10 protein-coding genes are annotated in these 21323 nt (G+C 72.9%); 3 read left to right on the top strand and 7 right to left on the bottom strand.

The genetic code is table 11. The features are described from left to right. Positions 1–159 precede the first annotated feature (159 nt). The 7 genes from HF577_RS12290 to HF577_RS12260 form a co-directional block, all read right to left on the bottom strand. Complete coding sequence (locus tag HF577_RS12290) at positions 160–1032, bottom strand: alpha/beta fold hydrolase (protein ID WP_169395931.1); 873 nt, start codon at positions 1030–1032, stop codon at positions 160–162. 34 nt (positions 1033–1066) lie between these two features. Further along, a complete protein-coding gene (locus HF577_RS12285; RefSeq protein ID WP_169395930.1) occupies positions 1067–1888 on the bottom strand; it encodes an alpha/beta fold hydrolase in 822 nt (273 codons plus the stop codon). Between the two features lie 269 nt (positions 1889–2157). Next, positions 2158–3054 carry a LysR family transcriptional regulator gene (locus HF577_RS12280; RefSeq protein ID WP_169395929.1) on the bottom strand — a complete coding sequence of 299 codons (897 nt, stop codon included), beginning with the start codon at positions 3052–3054 and terminating at the stop codon, positions 2158–2160. Positions 3055–3125: 71 nt separating this feature from the next. Continuing rightward, a complete protein-coding gene (locus HF577_RS12275) occupies positions 3126–4016 on the bottom strand; it encodes an ABC transporter substrate-binding protein (RefSeq protein ID WP_169395928.1) in 891 nt (296 codons plus the stop codon). 200 nt (positions 4017–4216) lie between these two features. Further along, complete coding sequence (locus HF577_RS12270) at positions 4217–4618, bottom strand: MmcQ/YjbR family DNA-binding protein (RefSeq protein WP_169395927.1); 402 nt, start codon at positions 4616–4618, stop codon at positions 4217–4219. Positions 4619–4738: 120 nt separating this feature from the next. Then, positions 4739–5167, bottom strand: a complete 429-nt coding sequence (locus HF577_RS12265) for a hypothetical protein (RefSeq protein ID WP_169395926.1) — start codon at positions 5165–5167, stop codon at positions 4739–4741. 42 nt (positions 5168–5209) lie between these two features. Continuing rightward, entirely contained in the window at positions 5210–19666 is a 14457-nt protein-coding gene (locus tag HF577_RS12260) for a DUF4781 domain-containing protein (RefSeq protein WP_169395925.1), read from the bottom strand. A 118-nt stretch (positions 19667–19784) separates the two neighbouring features. Between HF577_RS12260 and HF577_RS12255 the strand changes: the two genes are divergently transcribed. The 3 genes from HF577_RS12255 (at position 19785) to HF577_RS12250 (ending at position 21323) form a co-directional block, all read left to right on the top strand. Beyond that, positions 19785–20330: a hypothetical protein gene (locus HF577_RS12255; RefSeq protein WP_169395924.1), complete on the top strand. Its 546-nt coding sequence runs from the start codon at positions 19785–19787 to the stop codon at positions 20328–20330. A 60-nt stretch (positions 20331–20390) separates the two neighbouring features. Continuing rightward, complete coding sequence (locus tag HF577_RS39225; RefSeq protein ID WP_281359745.1) at positions 20391–20519, top strand: hypothetical protein; 129 nt, start codon at positions 20391–20393, stop codon at positions 20517–20519. Between the two features lie 171 nt (positions 20520–20690). After that, positions 20691–21323 (top strand): hypothetical protein, encoded by a 633-nt coding sequence (locus HF577_RS12250; RefSeq protein ID WP_169395923.1) that lies wholly within the window; start codon positions 20691–20693, stop codon positions 21321–21323.

The following is a 21323-nucleotide window of genomic DNA, read 5'->3' as shown; positions in this document are numbered from 1 at the left end:
CGGTCCCCGCCCCGCCGTGCACGGGCGTCCCGGCGATGGTGAGACATCTCGGGAGTTGCGGTGGAAGCGCACATCGGGGCGGCATCGGCCCTACGGCGCACCCCGTCATCCTGCCCCGCTTCCGCTCCGGCCGCGCCGCGTGGGGCCGCCCGGCACGCCTCAGCCGGCGAGGCGCGCCAGGTCGGCGACGATCCCCTCGAAGCCACCGACCACCAGTGACAGGTGACCCTCCTCGGGTGACAGGTGCGCCTCCGCGCCGGCCACGTGCTCGGCGAGCCACCGGCCGTGGGCGTAGGGCACCATGCGGTCCTCGCCGCCCTGCCAGACCGCGACCGGCACCCGGCCGTCGCCGAGCCCGAAACCCCAGCCCGTGACGAAGGCGAGGTCGTCGTCACGCCAGCCCCCGATGCCGGAACGCAACGCCGCACGGAACGACTCGGCCAGGTAGTCGGCGAACTCGCCGGTGAGCTGGGCCCGGTCGATCCCGGACACCAGGTCGCCGAGCGCGGCACCGAGCGCGGCGGCCTGCGCCGTGGCGAACGCGGGGCCCTGCTCGTTCAGGTAGGAGGTGAGCGCGGCCTCTCCCTCGAGCGCAGCGCCGAACTCCTCGAGGTTCTCGGTGCCCATGCCGCTGAGGAAGTCCAGTCCGGTGACGCCGTACGGCCCGACCCCCGCGATCAGGGCAGCGGCCCCGCACCGGTCCGGCAGCAACCGCGCACACGCCAGGGCGTGCGGACCCCCGCCCGACCAGCCGACCGTCACGAAGCGCCCGGCTCCCAGCGCGTCCAGCACGGCCGCGACGTCGCCTGCCGCGTCGGCGACGGTGCGCCCTGGCCGTGGGCTGGAGCCTGCGTACCCGGGGCGGGAGTACATCACGAGGCGGAACCCGTGCTTCGCCGCCGCCTCCGCCCAGGGCTCGAAGACCACCGCCGCCGAGGGCGTCCCGTGGTGCAACACCAGCGGAACCCCGTCGGCCGGGCCCACGGTGACGTACTCCAGCGTCCTACCGTCGGGCAGACCGACCTCCGTCATGATCGCGAACCTACCGCCCCGGTGACCCCACCCGTCACTTGCTGTTCACGGCGTCCAGGATGAATGCGGAGATCGTCTTCGGATGGGTGATGAACGAGAGATGTCCCGATGCGACCTCGATGGTCTTCGCCTTCATCCGCTTCGCGAGAAACCGCTGGAGCTCGGGGTTGGTCGTGCGGTCCTCGGTGGTGATCACGTATCTGGTCGGCTTCGACGTCCAGGCCGCCGCGGACGTCTTGGTGGTGAACAACGTCTGAGCGATGCGGCCCTGCGCCGCGTAGAGCACCCGGGCCCGCTCCGCCGGCACGCCATTGGCGAAGTCGTCCAGGAAGGCTTTCTCCGTGAGCTGCCCGAAGCCGTTCTCATACACCAGGCCGGCGTTCGCGGGCGGAGCGGGGAACTTCTTGGAAAGGGCCGCGTAGTCCTCACCCGCCTCGGGTGCGCGGGCCGACAGGTAGACCAGCGAGCGCACCTTGGGGTGGTCGCCCGCCTGGCTGATCACGGTGCCGCCGTACGAATGGGCCACGAGCACCGTGGGCCCGGTCTGCAGGTCGAGGATGCGGCGAACCGCAGCGACATCGTCGGCCACCGAGGTCAGCGGGTTCTGCACCGACGTGACCGTGACGCCGGCCGTCTGCAGGTGGGGGATGACGTCGGAGAAGCAGGAGCCGTCGGCGTAGGCGCCGTGCACCAGCACCACCCTGCGGCCGCCTTCCGACGCCCCGGCAGCGGCGTCGGTGGTGGCGGCAGCGGACCGACCGGTGGCAGCCGATGCCACGGAGGTCGATGCCGCCCCGATCGTCGCTGCCATCCCCGTGGACGCCACGATTTTTCCGAACGTACGTCGATTCAGCATGAAAAGAACACCTCGGGAGCGAGTGCCGGAGAACATGAACGGGGCGAAAGATCCGCCCGGCCGACGCTACCGAAGCCGACAGATCAGCTCCAACTTGATTCTCCACACACCAGATCCGTAAGGGATCCGTATGATCTCAGCGGTGCGTAGCGACGTGAATCCGGCAGGTGTCGCCCGCGGCCTGGATCTGCAGGTCCGAGAAGCTCCTCGATCCGGATTTCGGATCTGCCCGAAAAACACATGTCAGCAATTTTGCCTGATTCGTGCCGTCAGCGGGCGGCGATCCTCCGCAGCCAGCCGGCGAGGTCCTCGGTGCCGGTCTCCGGCGGATCGTCGCTGCGCCGCACGAGACCGACCTGGACCCTGATCAACGGACCCACCGCCGCCAGCGCCACGAGATCGGCGTCCACCGGGCCCGGACGCGTCGGCAGGAAGGTCGCGATCACGCCCAGACCGGCTGCGGCAGCGAGGAACCTGGTCTGCATACCCCCGACCTCGAGCACCGAACGCACCCGCGTCATGCCGAACTCGTGGAGGGCCGCACGGTAGAAGTTCTCCTCGTCGCCCGTCAGGGGCGCCGTGATGAGACCCGCTTCGGCGATCTCGTCACCCGTGACGGACTCCTGGTCGGCCAGTCGATGGGTGCGGGCCGCCAGGAAGGTCAGCTGCACCTCCTGGAGCGGCTCGAAGCGCGCTTCGGCCGGCAGGTGCCACCGGATCACGTAGGCGAGGTCCAGCTCGCGGTCCAGCACGGCCTGCGCCTCCCGCGCGCTGTGCCCGAAGCGCACCGCGAGCAACGTCTCCCCGTGGGACCGGCTGAACGGCGCGATCACCTCGTCGAAGAACCATCTCTGTTCGAACGCCATGCTGACGCCCAGCCGCACCCGGCCCTGGCGGCCCTGCCTGAGGTCCTCCAGCGAGTCCTGCAGGCGGTTCTGCTCCGTGAGCATCGCGATCGCGCTCAGGTAGACCTCCCGGCCCGCGGGGGTGAGGTGGACGGCCCTCTCGTGGTAGCGCAGGAGTTCGGTGCCGCAGGCCCGCTCCAGCTCGCTGACGTGATGGGACACCGTGGACTGGCTGAGGTTGAGCCGGCGGGCCGCCGCCGAGTACCCGTTGCGATCGACGACGGCGACGAAGACCGAGAGGCGGTACAGATCGAGGTTCACACGCCACACCCCTCATCGAGGCGAGTGCCTCTGCGACGGCGGCTCCCGTCGGGCTCAGCCCGACCGGCCGGTCAGACGAGGACGACGCCGTCGAACGTCGACTCGTTCCCGAGCCGCGGGTCCAGGAGGTCGTGGGCACTCATCCACCGCTGGGTGGTCTCGTACATCTCCCGAGTGTAGGGCTCGAACACGATCCGCTCGCCCGGGCCGAAGCGGCGGACGTCGACGAGGGCCGCGATGTCCTCCGGCATCTCGCGGTTCCAGTACCGCAGGTAGCTCTGCGGCTGGAGGTCGATGTCCCGCTGAGCCTTGCGCAGGGCCCGGAAGTACTTCTTCGTCTCCTCGGGATCGGCGCCCTCGGCAACCAGGAAGCCGACGGCGAAGGTGGCGTCGACCAGTTTGCGGTAGCCCAGTTGCTCCGCGACGTAGAACTGCTGGCCGAACAGCGTCGCGGCCTGCACATCGCCGCGGAGAAGCCGCCGCAGGCGGTCGTTCGGCAGCCCCTGGAACGTGAGTGTGAGCTGGTCGGATGGCAGGAAGGGCTCCAGCGCCTGGATCGTCGCGTAGTGGCTGCCCGAGTGGTAGCCCACGGCCACCTCGACCCCGGCGAGGTCCTCGGGGCGAGTCAGGTCGGAGCCGGGAGCGACGAAAACCGCGGCCGGAGTGATCGAGTAGGCGCTGCCCCACATCTTTCCAGCACCCGCCGCGGCCACCGCGTTCACCGCCCAGTGGCAGGCCGCCGAGATGTCACAGGACCGCTTGGCCGACATGTCCTCGAACGCCCCGGACCGGACCTCCTCCGGGACACTGTCCGCCGAGCGGACCGCCGATGTCGTGCGCGAGCCACCGGACAGGCCGTTGGCCTGGAATTCGTAGTCGAGGCCCTCGGCCGCAAAATAGCCGTGCTCCTCCGCCACCCACTCCTGAAGCCGCGTGTGGGGCTGGATCACATACTTCCCCATTGCCGATCTCCCGCCGGATCGTCCGAATTGTTTTCCGACCTCCACGCTATGTTCCACGAAAGACCCGGGCAACGGACCCCGATCGATGGCACCATCGCGCTTTCCTATGGGGCAAAAGGGAAAAGCCGCCGAGCCCGACCCCACGGGTGCACGGGGCTCGAACGACCCAGCCGACCCCAGCCGGGCCGCCCAGGTGCCGGTCAGCCCGGCGGCCGCTCGACCTGCCTCGTCAGCGTCATCGGTGCGCGGGCGCAGAAGCTCTCCGTGATCAGCTCCGCGACCTCGTTCCAGTCGATGTTCGGGCCGAGCACCATCCCGACCACTTCGGGCCCCCACGGCGGCCCGAAGAACGGCGGCCCCGAGCGACGCAGCACGTCGAGCTCAGGGCCCTCCGAGCGGAACGTCAGTATCGTGCACGGGCCCTCGGTGCCCGCCGCGCGCGCGAATGCCGCGGGCCGACCCCCCTCAACGGTCAGGACATGGGCGAAGGTCCGTGTGCGAACCCGCCAGCGGACGCCGACCCACGCCACCTCCTCGTACGCCTCCGGCAGCCCGAGGCAGATCCCCCGCAGCCGACCGAGCACACCAGCGGGAACGTCCACCGGCGCATTGAAGCCCCTACCAAAAGTTCAGGAAAGCCACTTTCAGGCCCTCTCAGGGCAGGAAAGTGGCTTTCCTGAACCCGCGGGGTCACCACCGGGTCGCGGGCCGTGCCAACCCGGTCAGACCTCGACCCACGCCCGGAAGGGCAGGCCGGTGCGGTCCGACTCCTCGAACACCAGGCGCACCAGCTCGACGATGCCCACGTAGTCGTCGACGTCGAGGACGAACTCCAGGTCCTCCGGCGGTTGCGCCGCGAACGTCCGGCGCTCGGCGAGGCGGGCACCGAGGCCGGTGAGGAGCCGGACGAGGGCGGCCAGCTCCTCGTGGTCGAGCGAGAAGTCGGGGTCGGAGTCGTAGGCGAAGTCGCCGGAGACCCGCCTGAGCTCGGCCGCGGACTGCGGGTCCAGCAGTGCGGCCTCGGCCACGACCAGCCGCCACTGCGGCGCGGGCAGGACGACGGCGCGCCCCGCGAGCCACGGCAGGTCGGTGACGGTCAGGGCGTCCTCGTCCGGCCCGGGCGCCACGAACACCTGCGTCGCGCCGGCCATCGCACACCTCCCGTGCCTGGGCATTCTTCCCCCCGCCGCCGCTCAGCCCTCCCCGGACTCGATCGCGGCGATGCGACGGCCGATGCCGGCGATGACCGCGTCGACCAGCTCGTCGCGCGTGACGTCGATGTGGTGACCTCTGGCCTTCGGTCCCGCAGGGGTCATCATCTCGATCGCGACATCGCTCGCGTCGACGCCACGCACCCGGAGACGGCGGAACTCGGCCAGCGGGATCGCTCCGTCGGAGCCGCTCCAGGAGACCTCGACGCCGACGATGTTCGCCAGCGTGGCCGGGTTCAGCCGCAGGTAGGACAGGTACGCCCGCAATGCCTCCGGGGACTCGGTCGGGATCTCGGAGAACAGCTTCGCGAGCTTGGCGCGGTCCGCTCCCGGCGCGAACGTCTTCGGGTTGGCCTTCGCGCTGACGTACCGGACCGGTCCGGAGTCGTCCAGGAACAGGAAGTCGAACTCGACGAGGTCACCGGTGCTCCCCGACCCGTTGACCAGGCGCGCCACCACGTTCTTCAGCACCTGCTCGCCGCGCTCCGTGGCCAGCCGCTCCATCACCGGAGCGGCCAGGCCCTCCAGCACGTCGCCGACGACGGCCGCCACCCAGCTCGCCTCGCGCGCGTACCGGTGGGGGTCCCGCTGGAACTTGATGCGGGTCTGCGGGGTCTTCACGAGCTGATGCCCGTGCCTGAGCACCTCGCGGTCGATGATCTCGAGCTGCTGCGCGGTCAGGGGAGGCGCCGCGTCGGCGTCGCCGGTGCCGGCGCGCACCGGACCTGCGCCCGGGGGGATCGACGCGGTGACGCCGGGCGGGCCGAGGCGAACGGCCGCCGTGGCGGTCACGCCCGTGGGCGCGGGGATCTCCGACGCAGCGCGGCCCCGCTCGACCAGGTACCAGCGGCCCGGGGTCCCGTCCGCCCGGGTGCCGAGGGAGACCCGGGCCGGCGCGGTGGCCGTCGCGGGGTGGACGAGCACCACGGCGTCTGCTCCCGCCACCGGCACGCCGAGGGTGGCGGCGAGGCTGCGCAGCGCCGCCTCGGTGTCCACGGCGATCTCGCACCCGCAGACGACCAGCCGGCCGGTCCCGTCCGTCCGGGAGTAGCGCCAGGCCGTGAACTCGGGGATGTCCGTCAGCAGCTGTGCGAGCTGGTCGTGGCCGATGCGGACGTCCGGGCCGGCTGCCGGGTAGCGGACCCCGCCGCGATCGGCGTGGGCGACCAGGGTGAAGTCACGCGGGTCGACCGGCAGGTCGAGCGCGTGCTCGCGCAGCGGGTCGGCAGGTGGGGCGAGGATGGCGCCGTGGCCGTCCGGGTGGACGGTCATCTCGGCCGCCACCCGACGCAGGTCCTCGCTGGTCGCCGGGCGGGACCCGGTGATCGGCGGGCCGTGGCGCGTGAAGAGCCGCGCCATCCGCCGCACGACGGCCGGTCCCGGCGAGGTCGGGTTCAGCTGGAGCCGGTTGATGTAGATCGGCGTGTCCCAGTCGATCGCCGATCCGGGGTCGTCCGCCCGCCTGATCAGCTCGTACCGCCGGTGGTTGCCCTGCAGGAGGATGCCCGGCGCGCTCGGATGGATCGCGAGGAACTGGCCGTCGGCCGGGGCGAACACCGACGTCAGCAGCTCCTCGTCCGAACGAGCCGAGGACCTCGTGACCTTGAACCCCCGTAGCGGGTTCCCCGGCGCCAGATCGACGAGATCGCCGACGACCGCGTTGGGCACCGGCGACGTGCCGGCGCTGCGGAGCGCCATCGCGCGGTTGGCGACCCAGGACCGGGCGAGCGCGAGCAGCCGCGTGGCGGTCCGGGTGCCGGTCGGACCCGTGGCGGCCGGTGGCGCCCTGGCCTGACGCGGCGTCCACCACCCGCGCAGCCTGAGCACGAGCCCGACCGCGACCGTCACCCCGGCCACCGTGAGACCCGTCGCGCCGTCCCACCAGCCGCCGGTCACAGTGCCGCCGGCATCGGCGGTGCCGACCCGGGTTCCGGCCTGGGCGGCAGCGGCGCCGATCCAGTCCGAGGCCACCGCGCCCGCGGTGAGGAGGCCGACCACCACCGGCGCGCGCCCGAGCAGCCGCAGCGCTGCCCGCAGCCGCTTCGCCCGCCCCACCGGCGCCGGGGGTACCAGCGCGTCCACCCCGGCCACGGCCGCGTCCACGCGGGCGACCAGGTCGTCGATCCGGTACGCACCCGGCCGCGGTCCGCCACTCACCGCCCAGGCGTCCACGCCGAGCTGACCCAGCTCGGCGTGCAGCCGCCGCCCGGCCCTCGACTGCTCGGCGGTCCACCCGGCCCGCGACGCGCCGGCGAGCCGCTCACGCGCTCGAGCGATCCGCGCCGACTCCACGACCGCGCGCTGCCGCTCGCCCACTCCGAGCAGGGCGAACCGCAGCCAGCCCAGCGACGACACGACAACCGGGCGCAGTGCATCCAGCCCGTTCCACAGTGCGGTGCGCGCCGGACCGATGCGGTCCGCGAGTGCGCGGGCCGCATCCCCGACGGCGTGTCCGACCAGGCTCCCGGGCCCGGTCATCACCACGATCCCGGTGACGACCACGCCCAGGCCGAGCACGGCCGGGCCTGCGGTCAGCCCGAGAGCGGCCGTGGTGGTCATCGCACCGAGTCCGAGGGCGAGGGGTACGACGGCTCCGGACCGCGCAGTCCCGGGCCTGCCGGTGCCTCCGCCCGCGCTCGGTCCGCCCGAGGGGCCGGAGCTGACGGATGTCGGGTTCCCGGGAGCACCGGAGGACGGTGGGCCCCTCGTCCGCCGGCTGCGCCAGGTGTCGAACGCCGACAGCGCCCAGGTTCCGACGAGCAGGACCCCGGCACCGATGCCGAGCCCGACCACCTGGTCGGGGAGCATGCTCATCACCCCGAACGCCAGCAGGCTGCCGAAGAGAACGGCGTTCGCGCCTGCGCCCCGGCGGGGGGCGGGACGGCCGTGGCCCAGCTCGATGGTGATGCCCAGTGCGGAGAGGTAACCGCCTGCCGCGGTCAGCCCGAGCGCCGGCAGCACCAGGATGCTGTTGTCGATCACGCCGGTCTGGATGGTCAGCAGCAGGCTCCCCACCGTCACCGCGGGGATCGCCCCGAGGTGCACGACCCTGCGCAGCAGCGGGTGGCTGCTGAAGTCGATGCCGGCCCACCCCATGACCGTCACGGACAGCGCCTGCGCCAGGAACAGCACCGACGAGAGTGCGAACGCGCCGTTGACCCAGACGGCGAGGCCGGTCCCGTTCGCCATTGCCGCCACCTGCACGGCCAGGTTGACCAGGTACGTGCCGGCCAGCACGGTGTTGACCACCCGGCCCAGCAGTCCGGCGTTCGGGGCGAAGCCCTGGAAGGACTGCGCCTGGGCGCCCAGCTCGACAGCCGCCTTGTCGAGGAAGAGCGAGAACTCCTTCAGCGCCGCGTGCTGGCGCCCCTGCGCGGTCTGGCCCGGCCGCAGCGGGGAGAAGACCAGAGCGTGCGCGATCACCAGGAACTCGTTGGCGACCTCGTCGAAACGCGCCAGCTGCTTCGGGGTCGACCCGTCGAGCGCTGCGTACTTGCGCATCACGCTGATCAGCACGCGGATGGTGCCGATGTCGAACTGGCCGCGTTCCATGATCGACTCGACCAGGACCCGCAGCTCCTGGTTGTAGGCGGTGCGGTGCAGGCCCAGCGCACCACGGACGGCGAACGCGGCGTAGTGCGCCGACGCCGCCATGGGCAGCAACGCCCACGGAGCGACCGTCGCCGCGACCGCGCCGAGCCCGACCATCACAGCGGCAGCGACGATCGCCTTCGCCGTGTAGGCCCCGCGCAGCTCCTTCCGCCCGGCGGCGTCCCGGGTCTGCGCGAGCTGGGTGCGCTGCACCTCGCCCAACACCCACGCGGCCCTGGCCTGGTCCCCCATCGCCCCGCTGGTCTGGTGAGCGGCGACCAGCGCCTCCAACGTGTAGGCGTTGCCGTCGGCATCGCGGAGACCCAGGGCGGCGGTGTCCGTGGTGCCGCCCAGACCGGCTTCGGCGCGGGCCGCCTGCTTCGCCGCGTGCCGATCGGCCCGGTCGCCGCGGCGGTCCGCCCAGATCGCACGCAGCGACGCCACGACCATGCGGGGGGTCAGCCTGCGTCCGTCCACCACTGCGAGGGTCACCGCGTTGTGCCAGCGGACCAGGCTGTGCATCTGCCGGGCGGCGGGACCCGTCTCCTCCCACCACCGGCCCGGGTCGGGCCTGCCGAGCTCGGCCAGGGTGCGCCGCAGCCCGTCGCCCTGCTCCAGCTCGTAGCGCTCACGCCAGTCGTCCACGATCCGGTTGCGCTCCGCGGAGAACGCAGCCCGGCGCCACGCGTCGAGCCCCGCGGCGTTCTGCTGCGCGTAGGCCCACGCCTGCACGTCCCGCTCCGCAGCGGCCAGTCGCCGCTCCAGGTTGGCGTGCCGCACATCGTGGAACGCGTCGTGGCCGACCTCGTCCCGGATGCGGACGAAGATCGGCTCCATGTCGTGGGCGTGCCGGGAGTTCTGGGCGACGCTTGCCGGGAACACCCCGTCGGACCCGTAGATGAGCCGGTCCGGGTGGTCGCGGACCAGCTGGATGAACCGGTCGGTGATCGCCTTGTCGGCCAGCAGGTGCCGGGCCACATCGTTCCAGGAGATGTCGAAACTGATGTGGCTGTAGCGCGGGTTCGAGAGGATCTCGTCGATCACGTCCAGGTGCTCCACCGACATCCGGGTGTACTTACCCACGCCCAGGTGCGCCAGGACGATCTTCGCCGTCGGGTACTCGGCCAGCAGGTTCAGCAGCGGCATCCCGAACCGCTCGTCCGGCGTCGTCTCGCCGACCCGGGCGTTGGCCAGGATCCGGGCCAACCCGAAGTCGTTGTGCAGCACCACGGCCAACCCGATCTCCTCGACCGCAGCCAGCAGCTCCCGCAGGTGCGCGTTGAAGACGTCGAGCTTGCTCTGCTCCGCGGCCGAGAGCAGACGCTTCGCGGCGGCACCGTGCCCCGTCCGCTCCAGCAGCGTCTTGATGTCGTCGACATGACCCAGCAACGCCGGCAGCAACGCGACGGCCACGCGCTCCGGGTCGGTACGCGGACCTGTCACCACCTCGGCCAGCCCCGCGGGCAGATCCGCCGCGGTCAACGCCACGTCGGGATCCGCGACGGCGGTCCGCAACAGGCCGGCCCCGGCGACCAGGCGCTCGATCTGCTCCAACCACCTCGGGTTGATCGTGTGGATCCCCTGCTCTCCCAGCAGGACGCGGACCAGTTCCTTCGCGATCGTGGTCTCCCCGATCAGCTTCACCAGGTCCGGGTTCATCACCGCCAGCAGACGCAGGTAGTTCAACGCGCCCGGAATGTCCATCCGGGCCCCGACCGACCCCATCACCGCGCGCCACCGCAGATCCGGTGGCAGCCGGCGGATCGTGTCCAGCATCCGGACGTCCGGGAACTGGCCCCACATCTCGAGGATCCGGACGTTGTAGACCAGCCCGAGGGTCACCACGTTGACGATCCCGTAGTAGAACGCCCCGCCCGAGCCGGCCAGACCCTTACCGCGCTGCGGGATCGGGTGGAACGTGATCACACCCTGGTGCCCGGAGTCGGCCAGCTTCCGCAGGTGCCCCTCGATGTAGGCCCCGCCCCGCGGGTCGTCGTAGCCGATGGGATGGAAATGCCCGTCCGACAGGTCGAACACCGCCAGCCGGTCGCCGCTGACCAAGGCCACGACCCGGCCGTCCTTCAGCAGCGCCAGCGCCGCGTCACCGCCGGTGCCGAACTGCTCGGCCAGCCACGCCGAGGTCACCCGCCGCCCGTCGGGCAGGATCAGCTCGGCGGGCGGGTGCACCACACCCCACTGCCGCACCCACCACTCGCGCAGCGCGTCCACCCGTACCAGCCGCTCACGAGAGTCCGGCTCCCAGCTCTTCGCGAGCTCGGCGATCGTCCCCTGCGGGAGGCCGGTCCCTCGTTCGATGACCCGCTGCGGCACGCCGTCCCGCGCGGCCTTCTCCATCGCGGGGGTGACCGCCGTCACGAAGGCGGCGCGGGCGACGTCCCGAGCCGTCAGTGCGGCCGCCACCCGTTCGTTCGCGGGGGCCAGCCCGGCCAGGACCGCCGGGGCCCCGGCTCCGGCCATGATCGCCACCAGGCCACCGGCCTGCTGCTCGAGTCCCTCCCGCAGCAGACGACGCGCCGCCAGCGCAGCCTCAGCGTCCCGCTCCGCCACCTGCCAGCGCCGCCACGCCTCGACCTGCTCTGCCACGGCCGTCCGCAGCGTCCGGCCGGCGCCGTACCGACCGGCCCAGCCCATGTCCGGCGGCCCCCGGATCGGGTCGCCGGTCCGCTGAACCGCGCCGCGGGCTGCGGTGTTCGGGCGCGCCACCGCACCACCGCGTGCCAGACCGGTCGCCGGCGGAGGGACCGTCAGCGCCCCGATCCCGCCGCCGCCGGTCACCGGGCCCGCGGGACCACCACCGCCGGCGATCGCTCGCACGTCCGCGGCGCCCAACCCCGTCGCCCCGGCGACAGCGACCACCGGAGCACCCACACCCACCGCCGCACGCACGGCCACCGCCAGCTCGTCCCGATGGGTGGCCAGCGCGTCGTACCAGTCCCGGACCGCCTGGTCCCGCTTGCGCTCGGCCCGCGTCAGCCGCTCCTGCGCCTGGGTGATCGTGCTGAACACCAGCGCGAGATCGGTCTCGAACTCCCGGTGCCGATCCGGGTGGCCTCCCAGCGCATCCGGGTAGGCGGCGATGCCCGGGTCGTTCTCGACCGCGTCCAGCCACGCCCGGGGCAGCCCCAGGGACGCGAGCTCCTCCGCGACCCGCGCCCGGTGCGCCTCACCACGCACCTCGCCCCGCCGCTGCGCCTCCGGCGGGTTCAACAACCAGCGAACCCCGGAGCGCGCCGTGTGCTCGACCTCCGCGCGGTAGCGGTGCACCCACCGCTCGGCGCGCGCCACCTGGTCACGAGCCGCCTCCACCGGCGCACCCATCGCGGCGACCACGTGGCGGTGGACGGACACCACCGGGCTCACGAGCCCCCACAGGGCACCCCACCGCGACGCCCGGCCGGTCGGCACCACCAGGGCGGTCCGGACGTCACCGGTCAGGACCCGCACCTCGTCCGGGCTGCGACCCAACGCCCGCGCGATCCGCCGGTCCGACACACCGAGCCGGACCGCGTCCCACACCGCCTGGCCCGCCGCGACCTCGACGGCCTGCCGCGCCTGCACACGGGCCTGCTCACGCGCCTGCACCGTCCCGGCCACCGCCGGATCCCGCTCCGCCTGCTGCCGCGCCTCGCGCCATGCCCGATCGGCAGCGACCAGCGCAGTCAGCGCCGCTTCTCCCGGGCCGGTCGCGAACGCGTTCACGATCCTGGCCACAGCCACCCGAGCACTACCGGCCACCGGACGCTCGTGCGCATCCGTCACGGCCGTCCGCACGCGGTCGCGGATCTGGAGCACGATGGCCCTGCCCGCGTGCAACGCGGTCAGCCCGCCCACCACGATCAACGTTCCGCGGCCCCACCCGAGGTCCAGCACCGGGAGCCAGAGCTCACCCGCTGCACCTGCGACGCCGTGCATCTGCGCAGGCGGGACGGAGCCGATCACGGTAGGCACAGCGAGCACGGTCAGGAGCACCGCCGCCGTCACCGCCCGGCGCACCGTGCCCGGCCGACCCGGCATCGTGGCGATCTGCGCCTGCGCAGCCCCGCGCAACGTCACCTTCGCCGCGGCACCGACCAGCGCGCCGACCCCGGCCGCCACGATCATCGGGACCGAGGCGTCCGCCACCGCCAGCAGGGCGAGCAGCACTCCCGCCGGTCCGGCGGAGGCGATCCTCGTCCCGAGCGCTGCGCTGCCTGTGCGGGCACCACGCGGCGTACCGAACACCGCCGAGCCGACGAGCGCCGTGACCGCCCCTGCGATCACCGCGACGCTGTCTCCGGCGCCAAGGGTGGCGAACCCACCACCCAGAACGGCCGACCCGCCGACGGCGAGGTAGGCCTTCACCAGCGCCGGAGGCCCGCGCGCCCGGACCGGACCGAAGGCGGTCATCACGGCGGCCGCGGCGGCCATGGCCAGTCCCGTGGCAGCGACCACGAGGGGCACCGGCGCTGCGTGGAGCACTCCCAGAGCTCCACCGCCTGCGGCAGCCATCGCAGGAACGGCCAGCCCGAGGCGGGCTGCGGGACCAGGTCGGGGGCGGCCCTGCCCGATCGCCGCCGCCAGTGGCCCGTGCCGCGCGCGGAGTTGCCCGTGGAGCACGGCCAGGGCTCGCCCGCGGTCGGCCCCCTCGGACAGGCCGACCCCGAGTGCCTGACGGACCAGCGCCTCCATCGTGGGCCGGCCGAGCGCGCCGTCCCGAGCGGGCGCCAAGGCTCCGGCCACCGCCGACAGGCCGTCCTGCGGCAGCACCGAACGCAGCGCCGCGACGGTCGCCGCACTCACGCCGGCCTCGGCGAGCCGGGCGTCGCTGGTCGTCGCCAGTTCGCGCACGGAGACGATCCGGGCTGCGATCAGCTCGCGGTAGGCCTGGGACCGCCGCGGTGGCGACAACCGGTCGAGCCATTCCTCGATGCGGTCCGCCGTGTTCCACAGCGCGTCCCGCTCGGCGGGATCGAGGCCGGCCTCGATCCCGCGGAGCCGGTTGCGCACCTGCCACACACCGCTCCGCGCACCGCTCGCGAACTGCGCGGCGGCCTCGGCTCTGGTGCCGGCCTCCGTGGCCGGGAGCCGTCCGCCGTCGCGGCCGAGCTTCTCGACGGCCAGGTCCAGCGATCTCTTCACCTCGGCCCGTCTCAGCCCGAGGTCGGCCGCGATGCGGCCCAGCGAACGCCCACTCCCGTAGGAAGCGAGTACCTGCAGCTCCTGTGGCTGCAGCCGGTCGAGCCGCAGGACGTCCACCGGTTCCGGACCGGCCCGCGGGACCGCCGCGCCCGCCTGCAGCCGCTGCAACGCCACGCGCACCACGTCCACCACCTGCCCGGCGGTGAGACCGGTGCGGTCCGCCAGCCTGCTGATCCCGGTGGCCTCCGTCAGCCTGTGGTGCTGCGCCGCGCCCTGCTCGTCGCGGGCTCCGGGGGCGACCCGGGAGCCGCCACCGTGACCCATGACGCGTTCGGTCGGAGCCCGCCAGCCGAGCTTCGACACCTCGCGCAGCGCGTCGGCCACCTCACCCCGCTGGTCGGCCGTCCAGACCAGTTGGTGGCGGCCGGTGAACAGATCGACGGCCGCGCGGGACTGGTCCGGGGACGGCAACCATCCACTCTGCAGCAACGTCTCGACCTCGGGCGGCGTCATCGAGCCCGTGTCCAGCCGCCGGAACAGGTCGCCGATCACCATGTCCTTGGTCCGGGTCGAGGAGGGCAGGTATGCGTCGGCGGCGGCGACAGCGGAGAACATCGCCCGCCGGCCGGCCGCCTCGGCCGCGAGCTCGTACGCCAAGGGCCAGCCTCCGACCCCCTTGGCCTGCTGGGCGAAGGACTGGCCGAGGTCGTGCCAGAACCTGGCCTTCTCGACCGGGCCGGCGACCTCCCACTCCCGCGCCGACACCCCACGCGGGGCGCGCAACCGGCTCAGCGCCCGATTCGTCACCGGCACCATCCGCATGGCACCCAACCGACCGTTCGCGAGATCCCGCTCCAGACCGGGCGTGATCGCGATCACCGGCCCGACCTCGGGCGCGGGCCGAGGGGACGGGGCGGACCCGCCCCGCGCCGAGCCCTCGGCGGACGTGCCGAACGAGCCGAGCTCGAACCCGGACTGCTTCGCGGCGTGGGTGACCGCCGGTGCGGGCTGGTGGGGAGCGGGAGCGACCGCTCCGACCACGTCGGGTGCGAGCACGTGGGTGGCGAGCAGCACGGTCACCCCGATCACCTGCCGGGTCTCCCCGCCGCGTCGCGTCAGGTGGTCCAGCGCCGCCTCGGCCAGCGGCGACGTGGGCTTCGACCGGTAGGTCTCGACGAACTTGGTGGCCGGCAGCTCGTTCGCGACCGGGTACTGCCATGCCGGGCGCTCACTGACCGGCCTCGTCGTGACGTTCCAGCCGCCGTCGGGTCGTGCCGTGACGATGTAGTCGACGGGCGGCCCGTCCGGCGCCGTCCCGGCAGGCCGCTCGGGGGTCCGGAAACCGATGGTCCCGTCCGCGTTGCGCACGGCGGTGACGGTGGGGCGCGCCGGCACCTCACTCTCGGCGCCACGTCCGGGTCTGCCCGACGCGGCCGGCTCGGCGCGGCCGGCTCCGGCTCCGATCGCGGGGGTCGCCGCGGGTGCCCGCACGACGACCTCGGCTCCGGTCGTGGGCTCCTGCGCCAGCTGGTACCGCCCTTGCCCGCGGGCCCCGGGGGTGGCCGTACTCAGCGCGTCACGTACTGCGGCGGGGCTCGTGTTCAGGTGGTCGGCGAGGGTGGCGATGTCGACCGCCTGGTTGCGCACCATCACTTCGTCGACGCGGTCGATCAACGGCCGCTTGACGCCGCTCGCCACCTCCGGGCGCAGGGGGACGTCGACGGTGCCCCGAGCGGATCCGCTCGGTGGCCGTGACACGGCACCGGAAGCGATGGCACCGCCCATCCCGAGCCCCAGCCATCCCATACCCACACCCGCGGCGGTCCAGGCCTTCCTCTCGCCCCCCATGACGTCCCAGTCCCGGACCAGCTGCGCGGTGGCGTTGATGTTCTCGTAGCCGAAGGCTGCGACGGAGCCGATGTTCGCGACCTTCGCCACGCCTTCGGTGCCTGCGCGCACACCCGCGGCCCGGTTCATCCCGGCGCGCAGAACCGCGGCCCTGCCGGCGCCGGCGGGCACAGCCGCGGCTCTCGCTGCGGCCGCGCCCGCCATCTTCGCGCCGGCCCGGGCGCCCAGTTTCGCCACTGCGCCACCGGCGAACGGCAGCACCGAGGCGCCGAGAACGAGGTAGTCGGAACGGGCGGCCGGGTTGGACCAGCTGTTGGACTGACCGTGCGCGCTGCGCTGGTAGATGTTGTGAACCGCGTTGCCGGCGAAGTAGGCCGCCCCGGCGCCTGCCGCGATCGCGCCCCCGGTCCACAGGGCCGGGGCGGCCGGGGGAACGAAGACGCCGGCCACGAACATCGCCCCGACCCCGACGAACGTGGCGACGCCCGCGCCGCGGTCCATCCACTTCTTGGTGGTGGAGACGTACTTGCCCGACGTCGTCCTCACGTCGAAGTTGCCGACGTCCTTGCTCAGGTCGGCCGGCGCGAGGAGCTTCGTCTCCTCGTTGAAGAGCTCGTTGTGTTCGCGGAAGTCCTTCAGGTCGCCGTAGTGGGCGCCCTTGACGTCGATGTACCGCGTGTCGCCGTCGGGGTTCGCCACCTTGTACAGCGGCATGTACCGGAGTTCCTTCGACTCCGGGTCCTGGAAGATCGTCATGATCTCGTCGTGCTCCGCACCCTTGTCGGCGAACTCGCCGATGGAGTCCTTGACCGAGCCGTCGAGGCTTGCGAGCTGTTCGGCGGTCAGGCGCGCCGACATCGAGTTCAGTACCTCCTGCGGGGTGCCCCTCGCGGCGAACTCCGCACGCCGATCTGCTGCGGTCGCGCCCATGAAGGGGTCGCCGTCATAGCCGTCGTAGGCCTTGACGCCCTCGTCGAAGAACTTCCTCTGCACCGGGTCGGAGACACCGTCGTACAGGTGCTTGCCTGCGGCCGACTTGACCGTGAAGAAGATGTCCGGCCGCCCGCTCGATGGCAGCGGGAACGCCCCCAGGCTGCTGCCTGCGGCCCGCGAGCCCTGATCTCGCGCGAGCGTGTTGTAGTTCAGCTCGCTGACCCCGCTCAGCTGCTGGAACTTTTCCACGAACGGCTTCTGTCCGGGGTCACCTGACCCCTTCATCTGCTGGGCCAGCGCCGCGGCATCCTTCTGGAGTGCGTTCCAGTCCGTCAGGCGGTCGGCCAGCACCGGGTCCTTGGCCGCCTCGGTGAAGAGGACGTCCCACCGACGTTGGGTCCCGGTGTCCGGGGCAACACCCTGCGGCAGCCCCATCGCACCGATCCGCTTCTCCACCCCTCCGATCGACGCGACCTCGGCGTTGATGTCGGCCCTGCGCTTGTCCATCCGCGCGACGTCCAGCGGCGTGGCGTTCCCGCTCTGCTCGAGCGCTGCGACGTCCCGTTCGTAGGCGGCCTTCTGTGCCTGGAGCGTCTCGATGCGCGGAACCAGGCTCAGACCCGCGATCTGGGCGGCGTTCGCCTTCGCCTTGTCCGCGGCACTCAGCTCGGCGAGGGGCTCACCCTTGGCGTTGCGGCCGTACGCCCCGAAGCCCTCCTGGTGACCGGGCAGGGTGGGGTCGGCACCCATCTTCTGCGCCGCGGCGTCCACGTTCGGCCGGGTGTAGGCGATTCCGGTGATGCCGTCGATCAGGGCGCGCCCGTTGCGGAAGTCCTGGTCCATGGCGATCGCCTCGTCGATCACCTTCTGCTGCGGCTTCAGCGCCTTGATCTCACCGGGGGTGAGACCGCCCTTGACAGCAGCCCGGTAGTCCCCGACGGCGTCCCTGAGGCCCTCGATCTTCCCCTCGAGCTTGTCGCTGCGGTTCTGCAGCATGCTCAGGGTGCTGGTCACCTTCAGCGAGGCGCCGTCGCGCTGCGCCGTCGACAGCTCCGGCAGGGCCTTCCGGTACTCGTCGGCCAGGTTCGTGCCCTGCTTCTCGTCCTGCTCCTCCAGGTCGGCGAGCCCGGCACGGTTCAGCGGCGGCAGCGGGTCACCTTCCTTGAGCCCGAGTGCCTTCGCAAGCTCCTTGTCCACCGCGGTGTCCTGCGACGGGCGCACGTAGTCCGCGTCGATACCGGCCATCCAGGACTCGTCCGGGTCGCCGAGCCAGCCCAGGTTCTCGACATTGCTCTCGCAGGCCCCGCGGCAGGCCACGCCGACGTTGTCCGTGCCGTTCTTGCCGGGGTAGAGCAGCACACCCTCACCCTTGAGGTACTGGCCCTTGGCGTTGGTGCCGCTGCAGGCCTTGCCGTGGCAGACCGCACCACCACCGGGGCCGTACTGCATGGTGATCCGGCAGCCGTCAGGCCCGTCGGCCTTGCACTCGTGCTGGTTGCCGTACGGGTCGACCCACTCCCGCTTCTTGTCGTCGATGCCCTTGTAGGTCATCTGACCGAGCTCGCTCGGGGTCTCACCCTTCTTGGCAAGCGGCTCGAAGATCTCGCAGTTCAGACACACCGGGGTCGGCGTCATTCCCGCAGGCCGGGTGAGGCCGCAGTCGCCGACGCAGGTGATCGAGCCGCCCTTGCCCTGACCGTTCGGCGTGACCACGGTGATCCCGTTGTTCGCGCCGGTGGTGATGGAGTCGGGCAGATGGCCGCCTGCGGCCAGCATGTCGAGCTTCTCCTTGTCGGAGAAGGTGTAGACCGCTCCGGCGCGGGTCTGGTCGATCCGCCAGCCCTCGATCAGCTGGACGCTGCCGGTCTGACCTCCGGTGATCTGGAAACGGCCGGAGTTCCCGAAGGCGTCCCGGGTGGTGGCGTAGGTCCATTCCTTGTCGAGATTCAGGCCGTCGCCGTTGGCGGTGATGACGTCACCCTCGGCCGTCGTGATCTTGCCCTTCCCCTGGAAGTCCAAGGTGGCCGCGTGACCGGCTCCGTCCCGTCCGACGAGGACGTTCGGGGTGCCGGCGAGGTCGATGTGGTCGGTGCTGCCCTTGCCGTTGCTGATCTCGCCCGTGCAGCCGCCGCGACAGGTGGTGGTGAACGGGGAGCCGTCCCGGTTCGCGAAGTGGCCCTCGTTCGTCACCGGACCCGACGTCGAGGAGGTCGGCCGGGAGTCCTTGTACTCGATCCTCGAACCACTGTTGCCGTCGCGGACCTCGCCCTTGCCCTTGACCCAGTACTCGCCATTGCCTGCCTTGTCGACGGCCACTCCGCACCCCTCGGAGCTCCCGCAGGTGTGGGCCCGCTTGCCCGTGGCCGACGGACCTGAGGTCGTCACACCGTCGTCGGTGACCTCGACCCGCCGACCGTCGGCGCCGACCACCTTCGAGCCGGGCGAGCCGGGCTTGCAGGGAGCCGGGCACGTGGTGTCCACCGGCTTGCCCTTCGCATCCTTGCTGGTGATCGTGATGCTGCCGTCGTCGTTGCGCTTCCACCCGATGCCGCTCTTGCCCTCACCCAGCTCCTTCACCCCGGCGGTGGGGTCCTGAGGCTTCGTGGCGGCAGGCGGGGGGACCTTGCGGGTGAGGACGTTGCTCCCGCCCTGGGTGAAGTTCGCGCAGTTCCCGCTGCAGGTGCCGTACCCGCCCTGTTCGCCGCCCTTCGGGCCGGCCACCGCGACCGCGGTGACCCCGCACCCGCCGTTGCCGCTACCCGAGCAGCCGGCCCAGTGCTCCGCGTCCCAGGAGCCGTCCGCGGTCTCCAGGTGCGCGGTGTCGCGGGCGTGGGCCGAGTAGGTGGCCGTGCAGTTCCGCGCGCCCGAGCACGACGCCGACGCGTAGGCCTGGTTGCCCTTCGCGAAGGCCTGCGCGGACACCGCCACGCCGCCACCGCCCATGCCACCGCCGCCGGAGCCGTGCGCGTACGCCTCCGCATGCGAACCGGTCTTCGGGTCCCGTGCCTCCGCCGACGACGTCGCCTCGTAGGAGTGGCTGCATCGCGTGCCCGAGCTGCCCGTGCACGACGCCGACGCCTGCGCCCAACCCGGCCCGGCCGATGCCGACGCGGTGACGGAAACCCCGCCGCCGCCGATACCGCCGCCCCCGGAACCACTGGCCGACGCCCGTGCCGACGACCTACCGTTACCGGCCGCTGCCGACACGCTCGCCGAGTACGAGTGCCGGCAACTCACACCCGCACTCCCCGTGCAGGACGCCGACGCGCTCGCGAACCCCGGGCCGGCCTGCGCCTGCGCGGTGACGGCGACCCCGCCGCCACCCATGCCGCCACCGCCGGACCCGCTGGCACTGGCCCGCGCAGCACCGCCACCGGCGATGGCAGCGGCCCGTGCCGAGTACGAGTGGCTGCAGCGGGTGCCCGCCGAGCCGGTGCAGGACGCCGAGGCCTGTGCGCTGCCCGGCCCGGCGACGGCGGCCGCGGTGGTGGCCGCCTGGCCGCCGCCGAAGCGCCCGGAGCCCGAGCCGGTCGCGCTGGCGCGAGCGCGCGTGCCGGGGCCGGTGTCGGCGGCACTGCTGTGCGCCCGGTAGCTGAAGGAGCAGCCCGAGCCCGGGCTGCCCTGGCATGCCGCGGCCGCCAGCGCGCTGCCCGTGCCCGTCCGGGCGACAGCGCTGGTGGCGCACCAGCCGTTGCCGGCGCCCCCGGCGGCGCCGCAGCGGGCGTTCGCCGTTGCGGTGCTGCCGCTGCTGCGGTCGGAGGCTGCGCTGCGGGCGGAGTAGCGGTGCGCGCAGTCGGCGCCCGCGGTGCCGGCGCAGGAGGCGGAGACCTCGGCGCCGGTGGGGGTGGCGCCCACCCGGCCGGTGCCCTGGCAGACGCCGTCGGCACCGGCGGTGCAGGCTGAGCGGGCAGTCGCACTGTTGCCCCCGTAGCGGGCCTCGCCCTGGATCGCGGTGCGGCAGCCGGTGCCGGCGCAGGTGGCGGCGACCTCGGCCACGTTGTCGGAGGCGAACCCGTTGGTCGCCGACTCGCACGGCCCGCTCGCGGAGCAGGTGGCCGTCGCCACCGCCGTGGCGGTGCGGGCCCGCGCACCGGCCGTGCCGCTGCTCTGCGTGGCGGCGAGCGCGGCGGGGTCGTCGGTGCCGGTGCTCGTGGACCGGGTCGTGGTGGGGCAGGCGCCGGTCGCGGTCCGGCAGTCGGCGGACACCGAGGCCGAGGTGGTGCCGAACCGGCCGGCCGCGGCGGCACCCCTACCCGGGTGGACCGCGACGCTCGAGCCGGTGGTGATGCCGGCCTGGCAGCCGCCCTCCTGGCCGGTGCAGCTCGCCGCGCCGTGCGAGGTGGAGAGGCTGACCGGGTCGATCCCGGCGCCGTTGCTCTTCCCCGTCGTCGTCGCGGCGGCCCGCGCGGCACCGATGGCGGCGGCGCTGCCCCCGTCGGGGCTCGCCGCTGCGGCCGAGTCGCCGGTGACGGTGCCCGTGCAGGTGCTGTCGGGGCAGTGGATGGTGGAGCTCGCCCGGGTGGTGCCGGACCGGCCGGGGACCATCGGCGACGTCGCCTCGGCACCGGAAGCCATGCCGGTGTGA

Source organism: Pseudonocardia xinjiangensis (genome assembly GCF_012911925.1).
GTDB classification, from domain to species: Bacteria; Actinomycetota; Actinomycetes; order Mycobacteriales; family Pseudonocardiaceae; genus Pseudonocardia; species Pseudonocardia xinjiangensis.
The sequence above is the reverse complement of the archived record's forward strand: the minus strand, read 5'-3'. Positions and strand labels throughout refer to the sequence as shown.

Excerpts from the sequence above, each read along its gene's own strand:
- HF577_RS12275 (WP_169395928.1), bottom strand. The coding sequence starts at position 4,016 with ATGGGGAAGTATGTGATCCAGCCCCACACGCGGCTTCAGGAGTGGGTG.
- HF577_RS12285 (WP_169395930.1), bottom strand. The coding sequence starts at position 1,888 with ATGCTGAATCGACGTACGTTCGGAAAAATCGTGGCGTCCACGGGGATG.
- HF577_RS12290 (WP_169395931.1), bottom strand. The coding sequence starts at position 1,032 with ATGACGGAGGTCGGTCTGCCCGACGGTAGGACGCTGGAGTACGTCACC.
- HF577_RS12265 (WP_169395926.1), bottom strand. The coding sequence starts at position 5,167 with ATGGCCGGCGCGACGCAGGTGTTCGTGGCGCCCGGGCCGGACGAGGAC.